Here is a 13,844-nt window from a genome sequence, read left to right as displayed (position 1 = left end):
GTGAAGGGAAACCCCTCAAGTGAAGCTCCAGCGGCACGGCGCCATCGCCTGTCTCGCTCTTACCGCGGTTCTCGGTCTCAGCGCCTGCGGCTCGGACAACAACGAGCCGGCCGGTGCCTCCGCCTCCGGTTCCGCCGCCGCGGTGGACTGCGCGACGGGCACGCTGAACGCGCAGGGCTCCTCCGCCCAGAAGAACGCCATGGCCGAGTGGATCAAGGCTTACCAGCAGAAGTGCGCCGGCACCACGATCAACTACGAGCCGAGCGGCTCGGGCGCCGGCATCCAGGCCTTCATCGCCGGCACCGCCGACTTCGCCGGCTCGGACTCCGCCCTCAAGCCGGAGGAGCAGCCGCAGGCCGACGCCAAGTGCACCGGCGGCCAGGCGCTCAACCTGCCGATGGTCATCGGCCCGGTCGCCGTCGTCTACAACGTCAGCGGCGCGGACAACCTCCAGTTCAGCCCGGCCACCCTGGCGAAGATCTTCGCCGGCAAGGTGACCAAGTGGGACGACGCGGCGATCAAGGCCGACAACCCGGACGCCAAGCTGCCGTCGACCGCGATCCAGGCGGTGCACCGCTCGGACGAGTCGGGCACCACCGACAACTTCACCAAGTACCTCTCCAAGACCGCCGAGGCGGACTGGACGCTCGGCAACTCCAAGGCGTGGAAGGCCCCGGGCGGCGTCGGCGCGGCCAAGTCCGACGGTGTGGCCAGCAAGGTCAAGAGCACCGACGGCACCATCAGCTACGTCGAGTGGTCGTACGCCGAGAACTCCGACCTGAAGATGGCGAAGATCAAGAACGGCAACGGCGAGTTCGTCGAGCTGACCGGCGACTCGGCCGGCAAGACCATCGCGGGCGCCAAGTTCGAGGGTCAGGGCAACGACCTGAAGATGTCGATCGACTACAACACCAAGGAGGCCGGGGCGTACCCGATCGTCCTGGCGACCTACGAGATCGTCTGCAGCAAGGGCCTCGCCGCCGACAAGCTGCCGCTGGTCAAGGGCCTGCTCGGCCACGCCGCCAGCGCCGAGGGGCAGAAGGAGCTCGTCGAGCTGGGCTACGCGCCGTTGCCCGAGACCGTCCGCACCAAGGTCGAGGCCGCGGTCAAGAGCCTCTCCTGACGCTCTGACCGACACCTCCTCAACACGAAGCGAGCGAGCAGATGGGTGACACCCCTCACCGCTCGGCCCACGCCGGCACCGGCGGGAACCCCGTGACCACGAGTCACGAGCGACCCGCCGGTGCCTCGGCGCGTGTGGCCGAGCGCCCCGGTAACCCGGGCCGCCCCGACGGTGGCCTCGGCGGCGGCGGCGCCCTCCCCCGGGCCCGCGCCTTCGGCGCGGAACGGGCGTTCCGCGGCCTGACCCTGGCCGCCGGCACCACGGTCCTGGTGGTCATCGCGGCCATCGCGATCTTCCTGATCGCCAAGGCCGTCCCGGCGCTGCGGGCCAACACCGAGTCGTTCTGGACGTTCGAGGGCTGGTTCCCGAACGACGACCCGCCGCAGTTCGGCATCGGCGCGCTCGCCTTCGGTACGGTCCTGAGCTCGCTGCTGGCGCTGCTCATGGCGGTGCCGGTCGCGCTGGGCATCGCCCTGTACCTGTCGCACTACGCGCCCCGGCGGCTCGGCAACGCCCTGGGCTTCCTGATCGACCTGCTGGCCGCCGTGCCGAGCGTCGTGTTCGGCCTCTGGGGCCGGGACTACTTCGCCCAGCCGGTCGCCGACCTGTCCGCGTGGCTGAACAGGTACTTCGGCTGGATCCCGATCTTCGGCGACGGCCCGTACGGCAACTCGATCCTGCTCGGCTCGGTGGTGCTCGCCATCATGGTGCTGCCGATCGTCACCTCGCTGTCCCGCGAGGTGTTCCGGCAGACCCCGACCGCCAACGAGGAGGCCGCGCTCGCGCTCGGCGCCACCCGCTGGGAGATGATCCGCACCGCGGTCCTCCCGTACGGGCGGCCCGGCGTCATCGCCGCGGTGATGCTCGGCCTGGGCCGGGCGCTCGGCGAGACCATCGCGCTGGCGCTCACGCTCGGCTCCACGTACGCCATCTCGTTCAACATCCTGCAGAGCGGCGGCAACTCGATCGCCGCGAACATCGCCAACCGGTTCGCCGAGGCGAACGACACCGGCCGGGGCGCACTCATCGCCTCCGGCCTGGTGCTGTTCGCGATCACGCTGATCGTCAACATCACCGCGCGGGCGATCATCCACCGGCGGCGCGAGTTCACGGAGTCGGCAGCATGACCACTACCCTCACCCCCCGCCGCCCGCGCCCGCCGGCCCAGCCGGCCACGCTGCGGGCGAGGCGGCTTCCCGCGTACGCCGCTCCGGCCATCGCCGTCGCGGCGCTGCTGCTCGCGGCGGCCCTGGTGTACGGCGCCGGCATCGGCGGCCCGGTCCTGGTCGTGGTGGTCGGCGCGCTGCTCTACCTGGCCGGTCTCTTCGTCGCGGCGAACGCGGTGGAGGGACGCCGGTCGGCCCGCAACCGCACCTGGAGCGCGCTGATCCACTCCGCGTTCGTGCTGGCGGTGCTGCCGCTGGCCTCGGTGGTCTGGACGCTTGTCAGCAAGGGCTCCGAGCGGCTGGACGCCAACTTCTTCGGCACCTCGATGAACAACATCGGCTCGCGGGACGCCAACGGCGGCGCGTACCACGCGATCGTCGGCACGTTGCAGCAGGTGGGCATCGCCACCCTGATCACGGTGCCGCTCGGCGTGCTCTGCGCGATCTACATCGTCGAGTACGGCCGGGGCCGGTTCGCGTTCACCATCCGCTTCTTCGTGGACGTGATGACCGGCATCCCGTCGATCGTCACCGGCCTGTTCGTGCTGGCCTTCTGGGTGCTGGTCGTCTCGCCGTGGTTCAACGACGGCCGGCCGGGCTTCTCCGGCTTCGCCGCCGCGCTGGCGCTGAGCGTGCTGATGCTGCCCACAGTGGTCCGCTCCACCGAGGAGATGCTCCGGCTGGTGCCGGCGCCGCTGCGCGAGGGCGCGTACGCCCTGGGCGTACCGAAGTGGAAGACCATCCTGCGGGTCGTGCTGCCGACCGCGCTGCCCGGCATCGTCACCGGCATCATGCTCGCCATCGCGCGGGCCGCCGGTGAGACCGCCCCGGTGCTGCTCGTCGCCGGCGGCGGCGCGGCGATCAACTTCAACCCGTTCGAGAACAACCAGTCGTCGCTGGCCCTCTTCGTCTACCAGCAGGCCGGCGAGGCGTCGAAGTACTCGCCGGCACGGGCGTGGACCGCGGCGCTGACCCTGGTCGCCCTCGTCCTCGTCCTCACCGTCGCGGCGAAGTTGCTGGCCCGTCGTAACCGGCTCGGCCGATGAACCCCGGAGGTACCGCCACCATGGCCAAGCGCATCGAAGCCACGAACGTGACCGCCTACTACGGCGGGTTCAAGGCGATCGAGAACATCAACCTGACCGTCGAGCCGAAGACCGTCACCGCCCTGATCGGGCCGTCCGGCTGCGGCAAGTCCACGTTCCTGCGGTCGATCAACCGGATGCACGAGGTGCTGCCCGGCGCCCGGGTCGAGGGCAGCCTCACCATCGACGACCAGGACATCTACGACCGAGACGTGGACGTCACGGCGGTCCGCCGGATGATCGGCATGGTCTTCCAGCGGCCGAACCCGTTCCCCACCATGAGCATCTTCGAGAACGTGGTGGCGGGCCTGCGGCTCAACGGCGTGCGGCGCAAGTCGATCCTGGAGGAGGCGGCCGAGCGGGCGCTCCGCTCGGCGAACCTGTGGGACGAGGTGAAGGACCGCCTCGCCAAGCCCGGCGCGGGCCTGTCCGGCGGTCAGCAGCAGCGGCTCTGCATCGCCCGCACCATCGCTGTCGAGCCGCAGGTGGTGCTGATGGACGAGCCCTGCTCGGCGCTGGACCCGATCTCCACGCTGGCCATCGAGGACCTGATGTTCCAGCTCAAGGACAAGTTCACCATCATCATCGTCACGCACAACATGCAGCAGGCCGCCCGGGTGTCGGACCGGACCGCCTTCTTCTCGATCGAGAAGACCGGCGACCCGGGGCGCCTGATCGAGTACGACAACACCCAGAAGATCTTCAGCAACCCGAGCCAGAAGAAGACCGAGGACTACATCACCGGCCGCTTCGGCTGAGGTGTAAGGAGGGGGCCCCTGTTAACGCCTCCGGTAGAGGAAGGGGCCCCTCTTAACACCGCCGGCCGAGGTCAGCTCAGGCGGAAGCGGGGCTCGGCACCGTCCAGGCCGTCGATGTGGGGCAGGATCGGCGTACCCGGCTCTCGCTCTGCCGCGGCGCGGGCCACGCCGGCGAGGTCGCCCGCGGCGGCGACCTCGGCGAGCGTGACCATGGTGGGCGGCAGCATGGTCAGCTCGCCGGCCTCGGTACGGGCCAGGGCGTCCGCCGGGCGCAGCCACAGCGTGTGGTCGGCCTCGCCGGAGACGTCCCGGGTCCGCTGCCCCTCGGGCAGCAGGGCCACGAAGAAGTACGTGTCGAAGCGGCGCGGCTCGAACTCCGGGGTGATCCACCGGCTCCACGGCAGCAGCAGGTCGGACCGGAGCGTCAGGCCCCGACCGGCCAGCAGGTCCGCGAAGCCGACCCGCCGTCCCTCCAGATCCTGCCGGGCCGTCTCCCAGTCGTCGCCGCTCACGTCGCCGACCACGGTGTCCGGGTCCGGCCCGGCGAGCAGCACGCCCGCCTCCTCGAAGACCTCGCGGGCGGCGGCGCACACCACTGCCTGCGCGGCGGCCGGGTCGAGCCGGAGGCGCTCACCCCACGCCGCCGGGTCCGGGCCGGCCCAGCCGAGGTGCGCCTCCGAGTCGGAGCGGTCCACCCCGCCGCCGGGGAAGGCGTACATGCCGCCGAACGTCATCGCCGCTACCCGGCGGATCATGTAGACCTCGAAGCCGTCGCCCGCCGGGCGGAGCAGCAGCACGGTGGCGGCGACCCGGGGTGCCGCTGGTACGGCGCCCTCGGCCTGGAACCGGCGGGCGTGCTCCACCAGGGCGGGGGGTGCGGCGAAGCCGTCGATCGTCATGCGCCGAGCCTAGTTCGCGACGGGCGGCCCGGCCGGGGGCGGCCGGGCGGAGACGCGCGCCGCCTCACCCACACTCCCCGACCGCGCCGTCTGGTCACGATGCGTAGTTTTCGGCCCGGAGCAACAGACACCCCTCTGCCGCCTTTGCTCTGCAGCCAGATCCGCATCGGCAACCGTCCGTGAGCGGTGCGGATGAGGCTGCAGAGCAAAGTGGGCGCGAGGTGGTCAGCCCAACTCGCGCCAAGGCCGCCTTATGTCCGGATGATCGCCTTTGGACGTCTGACTTCGACGAGGAGGCGGGCGGCAGCCGTCACTCTGCGCGTTCTTCACGCTACGTGTTCGCCGCGAAGCGGCATCAGCTCGCCGCGCCCGGTCGTGCGGGCCGGCCGGACCAGCCGGACCGTCGCCGGCACTGGGCAGCGGCCGCCGGTCGCGACTGGCAGGGTGGTGACCTATGATCGACGACTTCGCGAAGCAGTATCTGCACAACGACCTGCGCCAGATCCGCGAGGCGATGCTGTGGAAGCTCGACGGGCTGTCCGAGTACGACGTGCGCCGTCCCCTGACCGCGTCCGGCACCAACCTGCTCGGCCTGGTCAAGCACCTGTCCTTCGGGGAGGCCCGGTACTTCGGCGAGGTGTTCGGCAGGCCGTTCCCGGAGCCGCTGCCCCGGTGGGACGACCCGGATCCGGACGGCACCGACATGTGGGCGACCGAGCACGAGACCCGCGAGGAGGTGATCGGCCGCTACCGGCGGGCGGCCGAGCACGCGGACGCGACGATCGACGCCCTCGCCGTCGACGCTCCCGGCCACGTGCCGTGGTGGCCCCGCCCGGACGTCAAGTTGTTCAACATCCTGGTCCACGTGGTGGCCGAGACCAATCGGCACGCGGGGCACGCCGACATCCTGCGCGAGCAGCTCGACGGCTCGACCGGGGCATGGGCAGAGTACGCGCACCTGGAACCCGACCAGCCGACGCTGACGGTGCGTCGGGCGATGATCGAGCGGGCCGCGCGGGCCGCCGCCGACGCCCCCGGCTGATCCGTCCCGACGGGTGGATCACCCTGCCGGCCCCGGAGCAGGAAGGGATAGCGTGCCGGGCATGACGCGTTGGGGAATCCTGGCCACCGGAAACATCGCCGCCCGCTTCGCCGAGGATCTGCGGCTGGTGCCGGACGCCGAGCTGGTCGCGGTCGGCTCGCGTACCCGGGAGAGCGCCGAACTGTTCGCGCGCCGGCACGACGTGCCGCGGGCGTACGCCTCGTGGGCGGAACTGGCCGCGGACCCGGACCTGGACGCGATCTACGTGGCAACGCCGCACGCCGCGCACCACGAGGCGGCGCTCGCCTGCCTGGCCGGCGGCAAGGCCGTGCTGGTGGAGAAGCCGTGCACGCTGGACCTGCCGACCACCACCGAGCTGGTGGAGACGGCCCGCGCCCGAGGGCTGTTCCTCATGGAGGCCATGTGGATGCGGACGAACCCGCTGATCCTGCGGGTGCTGGAGCTGATCCGGGACGGCGCGATCGGTGAGGTGACGCACGTACGGGCGGACTTCGGCGTGGCCGGCCCGTTCCCGCCGGAGCACCGGATGCGGGCCCGCACGCTCGGCGGCGGCGCGCTGCTGGACCTCGGCGTCTACCCGCTGAGCCTGGCCCACCTGGTGCTCGGCGTGCCGCAGCACGTGCAGGCGTGGGCCAAGCTGACCCCGGAGGCGGTGGACGAGAACACCGGCATGGTGCTCGGCTGGGACTCCGGCGCGGTGGCGACGCTCAGCTGCGGCATGGTCGGCGCGACCGAGATCTCCGCGTCGATCACCGGTACGACCGGCCGGATCGACCTGCCCGAGCTGTTCTTCCGGCCCGCGCACGTGGTGCTGCACCGGGCCGGCGCCGAGCCGGAGACGATCCCGGCGGACCTGACCGGCGGCGGTTACCAGTACGAGGCGATCGAGGTGCAGCGCTGCCTGGCAGCCGGGCTGACCGAGAGCCCGCTGGTCCCGCACTCCGCCACGCTCGAGGTGATGGGCCTGATCGACGACATCAAGGCCCGGATCGGCGTCTCCTACGCGTGAGGGGTCCCCCGCCACGGCGGGGAACCCCTCGGCGTCAGGTCACTCAGAACAAGGGCCGGACCAGCAGGTACGCGAGGCAGGCGATCGCGGCGGCGGCCGGGAACGTGATGATCCAGGCGATCACGATGTTGCCCGCCACGTTCCAGCGCACCGCGGAGAGCCGTTTCGTCGCGCCCACACCCATGATCGCCGAGGTGATCGTGTGCGTGGTGGAGATCGGGGCCTTCAGCACCAGCGCGTTGAAGTAGAGCACCGCGCTGGCCACGGTCTCGGCTGCGAAGCCCTCGGCCGGGCCGAGGTCGATGATCTTCCGGCCGAGCGTCCGGATGATCCGCCAGCCGCCCGCGTACGTGCCGGCGGCCAGCATCGCGGCGGAGGTCCAGAAGACCCAGCCCGGGATGTGCGTCTTGCTCTCCTGGAAACCGCCGGTGTAGAGCGCGAGCACGATGATGCCCATGGTCTTGGCGGCGTCCTGCATGCCGTGGCCGACCGACATGGCGGCGGCGGACGCGGTCTGCGCCCACCGGAAGCCACGGCTGAGCTTGCCGGGCTGGCCCTTCCGGAACAGCCACATGATCGCCAGCATCATCAGGAAGCCGAGGATCAGGCCGACCACCGGCGAGAGCACCATCGGGATGAGGACCTTCTCGATGATGGTGCCCCACTGGACGATGCCGTCGGCGGCGAACAGGGTGGCGCCGACCAGGCCGCCGAAGAGGGCGTGCGAGGACGAGGACGGCAGGCCGAAGTACCAGGTGATCAGGTTCCAGATGATCGCGCCGAGCACGCCGGCGAAGACCACGCCGAGGCTCTCCACCCCGGTCGGCAACGTCACCAGCCCGTCGCCGACCGTCTTGGCCACCCCGGCGCCGAAGTGCGCGCCGACGAAATTGCCGACGGCGGCCAGCGCGAGCGCGATCCGGGGGGTCAGCGCCCGGGTCGAGATGCTGGTGGCGATCGCGTTGGCCGCGTCATGGAAGCCGTTCGTGTAGTCGAACGCCATGGCGACCGCGATCACCGCCAGCACGGCGATGAGTTCGGGTGTCACTGGATCAGGACTCCTTGACCGCGATGGTCTCGACGGTGTTGGCGACGTGCTCGAAGGCGTCGCAGGCGGCCTCCAGCTCGTCGGCCACCTCCTTCATCTTCAGCACCGTGAGTGCGTCGTACTCACCGGAGAAGAGGCGGACCAGCAGCATCCGGTACGCCTGGTCGCCGTCGTTCTCGAGCCGGTTGCACTCGATCCAGTAGTCCTCGAGATCCTTCATCGACTTCAGCCGGGGCATCGCCTCGGCGGTGAGCTTGGCCTGCAGGTCGAGCACGTTGACCAGCTCGTGCAGCTCGCGCGGGAGCGACGGGAGCTTGGTCAGGCCGTACAGGTAGAGCAGGTTGCCGACCGCCTCCAGGTGGTCCATCACGTCGTCGAGCAGCGAGCCCAGCCGGTAGATGTCCTCCCGGTCGAACGGCGTGATGAACGTGGAGTTGATCTTCTTGTACAGCTCGTGCGTGATCTGGTCGCTGTCGTGCTCGATGTCGGTCAGCCGCTCGCTGATCGACTGCACGTCGGCACCGGGCAGACCCAGCTCGTTGAGCAGTTCGGTCCCCTTCACCAGGTTCTGCGCGGCCCTGGTGAAGAGCTCGTAGAAAGCGCCCTCGGTGGGACGGAAGGAAAACTTCACAGCACGGACCTCGTCGTGTCGGTGGAAGGGTGGCCGTCGCCCCCCGGGCGTCTGCTCTGCGCATGCTAGGGACCGCGCCGAACCCACTTTCGATCGGCCCACCCCTGGTCAGGCCCGATTCACCGCTCGTTCACCTTCCGTTCACCTGATCACGGACGGCGCTGGCTCCGTAACCGGTCACGCTCCCGTTCGACGTCGAAATCGGCAGGCGGATACCCCAGATCCAACCCGCCGAACGTCTCCCGCAGCAGGTGGGCGACCGCCCAGTCCCGGTACCACTTGCGGTCCGCCGGCACCACGAACCAGGGCGCGGCGTCCGTGCCACAACGCTCCAGAGCCTCGGCGTACGCGTCCTGGTAGTCGCCCCAGCGTGCCCGGGTGTCCAGGTCGCTGGGGTTGAACTTCCAGAACTTCGTCGGGTCGGTGAGCCGCTCCATGAGTCGCTCGCCCTGCTCGGCGTACGAGATGTGCAGCATGACCTTCACCACTGTGACCGCCTGCTCGGTCAGTTCCCGCTCGAAGTCGTTGATGATCGCGTACCGGGACCGCCAGGTCGCCTCGTCGACCAGCCCTTCGACCCGGGCGATGAGCACGTCCTCGTAGTGGGAGCGGTTGAACACGCCCACGTACCCGGGTGGCGGCAGCGCCCGGCGTACCCGCCACAGGAAGTCGTGCCGCAACTCCTCCTCGGTCGGCGGCCCGAACGAGCGGATGTGCAACCCGAGCGGGTTCATCGCGCCCGCCACCCGCTTGACCGTGCCGTCCTTGCCACCGCAGTCCATCGCCTGGAGCACCAGCAGCACCCGGCGCGGCCGGTCGCCGTCCAGCCCGGCGTCCGCCTGCGCCGGCGCGCTGGTGGCGCTGCCCGGCCCGGCGGCGCCCTGCGCGGAGGCGTACAGCATCTCCTGCTGCCGCCCCAGTTCCGCGCCGATCAGCTCGACCTGGGCCCGCGCCCACTCCTTGCGCGCCGGCCCGTGCCCGGCCGCCACCGGAAGCCCCGGCGTCGACCGGGGATCGACAGCCGCCAGATCGACAGTGCCCGGCCCCACCCGAAGCAGTTCCCGCATAGGCCCGCCGTCGGGCCCCACAACCTCACTCATCCCCCGATCCTCACCCCCGGAGCCGTTCCCCGCCCGCCCCGCCCCGTCGATCTTGCAGTTGCGGCCCCTGGTACGCCCGGAAAGCACCGTTTGCCGGGGCGGCAAGTGCAAGATCGGCGAGGGTGGGCGGGTGCCGCCGAGGGCGGGCGGGTGCCGTGACGGGCGGTGGGGCGGGAGAATGAGGGGGTGGACGAGCTTGCGGGGGAGTTCGAGGCGGAACGAGGGCGTCTCCTGGCGGTGGCGCAGCGGATGCTGGGCAGCCGCAGCGAGGCCGAGGACGCGGTGCAGGAGACCTGGCTTCGCTTCTCCGGCGCGCTGAGCGACCCGGAAGAGCGCGCCCGCGTACGCGATCTGCGGGGCTGGCTCATCACCACCTGTTCCCGGATCTGCCTGGACGTGCTCCGCTCCGCCCGGGTGCGCCGGGAGGCGTACCCGGGTCAGTGGCTCCCCGAGCCGGTGGTGACAGCGGCGCCGGCGGCGGACGGGTTCGCGCCCGACCCGGCCGAGCGGGCGGTACGGGCCGACCAGCTCGGCACCGCGCTGCTGGTGGTGCTGGAACGGCTGACGCCGGAGCAGCGGGTGGCGTTCGTGCTGCACGACGTGTTCGCGGTGCCGTTCTCCGACGTGGCGGACGTGCTCGCGGTGACGCCGGAGGCGGCCCGTCAGCTGGCGTCGCGCGCCCGCCGGGCGGTGCACGGGCCGGACGCGCCCCGGCACAGTGCCGACCTGGCCGAGCAGCGGCGGGTGCTCGCCGCGTTCGCCGCTGCGGTGGAGTCGGGTGAGCTGGAGCAGCTGGTCCGCGTGCTCGCCCCGGACGTGGTGTCGATCGGCGACGCCGGCGGCCACTTCCCGGCCGGTCGCCGGCCGGTGGTCGGTGTGGAGTCGGTCGGCCGCCTGCTGCTCGGCCTCTACGGCCAGGCCCGGCAGCGGGGTGGCCTGCGCGGACGCCCGGTGCTGGTGGACGGCACGCTGGGATGGCAGACGGAGTTCTTCCACCGGGACGGGCGAACCATTCGGATGGTCACCTCGTTCGCGATCCACGAGGGGCGGGTCACCGGCGTGTTCAACCAGCTCAACCCGGCCAAGGTCGGCGAGCTGCCGCCGCTGGGCCCGGACGCCGCCTGGCCGCCGCGCTGGTGAGCCGGCTCAGACCACCAGTGCGAGCCACTTCCGGTACGACGTGGCGAACGGCTCGGTGCCGTCGCCGAGCGCGCCGAGCAGCCAGCGGGACGCGGCCTCGGCCTCGGTGACCACGTCCTCCGGGTAGCCCCAGCGGGCCCGGTGCACGGCGAACTCGTCCTCGTCGCGCAGCTCGACCAGGCCGGTCTCGCGGCGGCGCACCACGTCCAGGTCGAGGTCGATCAGGTGGACCGTCTCCTCGCCCTCCCAGCGGGCCGGGGTGGCGATGTCGCAGTAGACCTCGCTGGTGCGCGGCGGCGGGTTGAACATGCCGGTCCACCACCCGTGGTGCGGCACCAGCAGGACGAACGGGATCCGCTCGACCGACGGGCGGCCGTGGTAGACGGACTCGGTGCCGGCGGGCACGCCGAGCCAGACGCCGAGATCGTCCTCGGCGAGCCGGCGGGCCGGGTAGTCGCGGTGTGCGCTGCCGTCGTACTTGCGGTAGATCACGCGGACCACATCGCTCGGCATGCCTGGCACCCTAACCGATTCCGGCCACGCCACGCGATCGGGAGGTAACCGGACGCGACCCGCCGTCCCGCCACGCCGTCGGAGCGGCCGGACCGCCGTCGGTGCCGGCGGGTACGGTCGCACGGTGACCCCGTCCCGCACCGCCACCGGCCCGGCCGTCCCGAAGAAGCGCCGCAAGGGCCGCGCCGGTGCCGGGGAGTTGCTGACCGCCGCGGTGGGCGCGGTTCCGGGTGGCGCGGCCCGGCCGGGTCAGCAGCAGATGGCCGAGGCGATCGAGCGCAGCATCGCCTCCGGCGAGCATCTGCTGGTGCAGGCCGGGACCGGCACCGGCAAGTCCCTGGCGTACCTCGCTCCGGCGCTCACAGTGGACGGGCCGGTGGTGGTCTCCACCGCCACACTGGCGTTGCAGTCCCAGCTCGTCGAGCACGACCTGCCGAGGCTGGCCGACGCGGTCGAGCCGGTGCTGGGCCGCCGCCCGACCTTCGCCGTGCTGAAGGGCCGTCACCACTACCTGTGCCTGGCCCGGCTGGACAGCTCGGTCGAGGACGAGCCGGACGACGCGCTGTTCGACGCGCCGCACTCCGGCAACGGCGGCACCAAGTGGCTCGGTGAGGCGGGCCGGCTGGGCAAGCAGGTGCAGCGGCTGCGCGACTGGGCCGAGGAGACCGCCACCGGCGACCGCGACGAGCTGGATCCGGGCGTGGACGACCAGGTGTGGCGCAGCGTCTCCATGCCGGCCCGGGAGTGCGTGGGCGCCAGCCGCTGCCCGTTCGGGCAGGAGTGCTTCGCGGAGGCGTCCCGGGCGCGAGCCCGCGAGGCCGACATCGTGGTCACCAACCACAGCCTGCTCGCCGTCGACATGCTCGCCGGGCGGCACATCGTGCCGCCGCACAAGCTGCTCGTGGTGGACGAGGCGCACGAGCTGGCCGACCGGGTCTCGTCGGCCGCCCAGGCCGAGCTGGTGCCGGAGCTGATCGACAGGTCCACCCGGCGGGCGCGGCCCCTGCTGCGCCCCGACGTGGCCGAACGGCTCACCGAGGCCGGTGACGCGCTCGCCGTGGGGCTGGCCGAGGCGCCGGCCGGGCGGCTCACCGCCGGTCTGCCGCCCGCGCTGCGCGAGGCGTGCACCTTGCTGGACTCGGCGACCCGGGCCGCGCTGGAGGGGATCGGCGACGTGAAGGCCGACGACCCCGATCCGGTACGCAAGCAGCAGGCCAAGGCCGTGCTGGACGAGCTGTCCACCACCGCCCAGCGGCTGCTGGAGGAAGCCGACCACGACGTCGCCTGGGTCGAGAAGCCGGACAACGGCAGCCGCCGGGCGCTCGTCGTGGCGCCGCTGTCGGTGGCGGGCACGCTCGCCACCCACCTGTACGACGAGCGCACAGTGGTCGCCACCTCGGCCACGCTGGCGCTGGGCGGCCGCTTCGACACCGTGGCCCGGGCGCTGGGGCTGGACGCGCCTCCGCCCGCCCCGCCGTCCCCGGCCGCCGCCGCGATCGCCACCGCCGCCGCCGCGGGCCGTTCCCCGGTCACGCCGGTGGCCGCCGCCGAGGGCAGCCGCGCGTCGATCGGCACCGTCCCCGCGACCGAAGGGCCGGGCTGGAGTTCACTCGACGTCGGCTCGCCGTTCGACTACGCCCGGCAGGGCATCCTGTACGTCGCCGCGCATCTGCCCCGCCCCAGCGTCTCCGGGTTGCCCGGACCGGCAGGTGAGGAGCTGCTGGCGCTGGTCGAGGCGCTCGGTGGTCGTACCCTCGGGCTCTTCTCGTCGCGACGGGCCGCGCAGCAGGCGGCGGAGCTGGTCCGCGCGCGGACCGACCTGCCCGTGCTGCTCCAGGGCGAGGAGGCGCTGCCGCTGCTGGTGCGCCGGTTCCGCGAGGTGCGGGAGAGCTGCCTGTTCGGGGTGATGTCGCTCTGGCAGGGGGTGGACGTGCCGGGCGACGCCTGCCAGCTCGTGGTGATCGACAGGTTGCCGTTCCCCCGGCCGGACGAGCCGCTCGCGGCGGCGCGGGCGGCGGCTGTGGACGCCGGTGGCGGGTCCGGTTTCGCGGCGGTGAGCGTGCCGATCGCGGCGGTCCGGCTGGCCCAGGGTGTCGGCCGGCTGATCCGGGCCACCGGCGACCGGGGCGTGGTGGCGGTGCTCGACTCGCGGCTGGAGACGGCGCGCGGGTACGGCCCGTTCCTGCGCCGGTCGCTGCCGCCGTTCTGGTACACCACCCGGCCGGAGGTGGCCCGGGGCGCGTTGGAACGGCTCGCCAAGAGCTGACGCCCGCGCCTCCCCGGGCGGGGTGACGCGGGCGTCGGCGGAT

General features: G+C 72.1%; 13 protein-coding genes. 8 read left to right on the top strand and 5 right to left on the bottom strand.

Translation table 11 applies throughout. The annotated features are described in order from the left end of the window. Positions 1 to 19: 19 nt before the first annotated feature. The 4 genes from pstS to pstB are packed head-to-tail and all read left to right on the top strand — an operon-like array spanning position 20 to position 4,132. Positions 20 to 1,123 (top strand): phosphate ABC transporter substrate-binding protein PstS, encoded by a 1,104-nt coding sequence (gene pstS, locus FHX31_RS00260; RefSeq protein WP_013288826.1) that lies wholly within the window; start codon positions 20 to 22, stop codon positions 1,121 to 1,123. 41 nt (positions 1,124 to 1,164) lie between these two features. Further along, positions 1,165 to 2,250 (top strand): phosphate ABC transporter permease subunit PstC, encoded by a 1,086-nt coding sequence (pstC, locus tag FHX31_RS00255; RefSeq protein ID WP_013288827.1) that lies wholly within the window; start codon positions 1,165 to 1,167, stop codon positions 2,248 to 2,250. Beyond that, positions 2,247 to 3,335: a phosphate ABC transporter permease PstA gene (pstA, locus tag FHX31_RS00250; protein ID WP_030272142.1), complete on the top strand. Its 1,089-nt coding sequence runs from the start codon at positions 2,247 to 2,249 to the stop codon at positions 3,333 to 3,335. The genes pstC and pstA overlap by 4 nt, the downstream gene beginning before the upstream one ends. A gap of 20 nt (positions 3,336 to 3,355) precedes the next feature. Then, positions 3,356 to 4,132 (top strand): phosphate ABC transporter ATP-binding protein PstB, encoded by a 777-nt coding sequence (pstB, locus tag FHX31_RS00245; RefSeq protein WP_013288829.1) that lies wholly within the window; start codon positions 3,356 to 3,358, stop codon positions 4,130 to 4,132. Positions 4,133 to 4,203: 71 nt separating this feature from the next. On the opposite strand, the gene FHX31_RS00240 is transcribed toward pstB, so the two are convergent. Beyond that, positions 4,204 to 5,031 carry an NUDIX hydrolase gene (locus FHX31_RS00240; protein ID WP_114919009.1) on the bottom strand — a complete coding sequence of 276 codons (828 nt, stop codon included), beginning with the start codon at positions 5,029 to 5,031 and terminating at the stop codon, positions 4,204 to 4,206. Positions 5,032 to 5,485: 454 nt separating this feature from the next. Here FHX31_RS00240 and FHX31_RS00235 point away from each other — a divergent pair, with 454 nt between their 5' ends. Together FHX31_RS00235 and FHX31_RS00230 are read left to right on the top strand one after the other, a co-directional pair. Continuing rightward, a complete protein-coding gene (locus FHX31_RS00235; RefSeq protein ID WP_151015562.1) occupies positions 5,486 to 6,073 on the top strand; it encodes a DinB family protein in 588 nt (195 codons plus the stop codon). A 61-nt stretch (positions 6,074 to 6,134) separates the two neighbouring features. Next, positions 6,135 to 7,103, top strand: a complete 969-nt coding sequence (locus FHX31_RS00230) for a Gfo/Idh/MocA family protein (protein ID WP_013475100.1) — start codon at positions 6,135 to 6,137, stop codon at positions 7,101 to 7,103. 43 nt (positions 7,104 to 7,146) lie between these two features. On the opposite strand, the gene FHX31_RS00225 is transcribed toward FHX31_RS00230, so the two are convergent. The 3 genes from FHX31_RS00225 to FHX31_RS00215 all read right to left on the bottom strand — a co-directional run bounded on the left by FHX31_RS00225 (position 7,147) and on the right by FHX31_RS00215 (position 9,882). Next, positions 7,147 to 8,151, bottom strand: a complete 1,005-nt coding sequence (locus tag FHX31_RS00225; RefSeq protein WP_013288833.1) for an inorganic phosphate transporter — start codon at positions 8,149 to 8,151, stop codon at positions 7,147 to 7,149. Between the two features lie 4 nt (positions 8,152 to 8,155). Continuing rightward, complete coding sequence (locus FHX31_RS00220) at positions 8,156 to 8,782, bottom strand: DUF47 domain-containing protein (protein ID WP_013288834.1); 627 nt, start codon at positions 8,780 to 8,782, stop codon at positions 8,156 to 8,158. A 149-nt stretch (positions 8,783 to 8,931) separates the two neighbouring features. Further along, on the bottom strand, positions 8,932 to 9,882 hold the full coding sequence (locus FHX31_RS00215) for a PPK2 family polyphosphate kinase (RefSeq protein WP_013288835.1): 951 nt from the start codon (positions 9,880 to 9,882) through the stop codon (positions 8,932 to 8,934). 186 nt (positions 9,883 to 10,068) lie between these two features. Between FHX31_RS00215 and sigJ the strand changes: the two genes are divergently transcribed. Next, positions 10,069 to 11,022 (top strand): RNA polymerase sigma factor SigJ, encoded by a 954-nt coding sequence (gene sigJ / locus FHX31_RS00210; RefSeq protein ID WP_114919012.1) that lies wholly within the window; start codon positions 10,069 to 10,071, stop codon positions 11,020 to 11,022. 6 nt (positions 11,023 to 11,028) lie between these two features. On the opposite strand, the gene FHX31_RS00205 is transcribed toward sigJ, so the two are convergent. Next, positions 11,029 to 11,535 (bottom strand): DUF402 domain-containing protein, encoded by a 507-nt coding sequence (locus FHX31_RS00205; protein ID WP_123110811.1) that lies wholly within the window; start codon positions 11,533 to 11,535, stop codon positions 11,029 to 11,031. Between the two features lie 124 nt (positions 11,536 to 11,659). Here FHX31_RS00205 and FHX31_RS00200 point away from each other — a divergent pair, with 124 nt between their 5' ends. Further along, entirely contained in the window at positions 11,660 to 13,801 is a 2,142-nt protein-coding gene (locus FHX31_RS00200; protein WP_123110812.1) for an ATP-dependent DNA helicase, read from the top strand. Positions 13,802 to 13,844: the final 43 nt, after the last annotated feature.

It is taken from the genome of Micromonospora sp. CNZ286, from assembly GCF_014207755.1.
Note: the sequence above shows the minus strand (reverse complement) of the source record. Positions and strands in the feature narration are given on the sequence as shown.

Excerpts from the sequence above, each read along its gene's own strand:
- pstC (WP_013288827.1), top strand. The coding sequence starts at position 1,165 with ATGGGTGACACCCCTCACCGCTCGGCCCACGCCGGCACCGGCGGGAAC.
- pstA (WP_030272142.1), top strand. The coding sequence starts at position 2,247 with ATGACCACTACCCTCACCCCCCGCCGCCCGCGCCCGCCGGCCCAGCCG.
- pstB (WP_013288829.1), top strand. The coding sequence starts at position 3,356 with ATGGCCAAGCGCATCGAAGCCACGAACGTGACCGCCTACTACGGCGGG.
- FHX31_RS00240 (WP_114919009.1), bottom strand. The coding sequence starts at position 5,031 with ATGACGATCGACGGCTTCGCCGCACCCCCCGCCCTGGTGGAGCACGCC.
- FHX31_RS00235 (WP_151015562.1), top strand. The coding sequence starts at position 5,486 with ATGATCGACGACTTCGCGAAGCAGTATCTGCACAACGACCTGCGCCAG.
- FHX31_RS00230 (WP_013475100.1), top strand. The coding sequence starts at position 6,135 with ATGACGCGTTGGGGAATCCTGGCCACCGGAAACATCGCCGCCCGCTTC.
- FHX31_RS00215 (WP_013288835.1), bottom strand. The coding sequence starts at position 9,882 with ATGAGTGAGGTTGTGGGGCCCGACGGCGGGCCTATGCGGGAACTGCTT.
- FHX31_RS00205 (WP_123110811.1), bottom strand. The coding sequence starts at position 11,535 with ATGCCGAGCGATGTGGTCCGCGTGATCTACCGCAAGTACGACGGCAGC.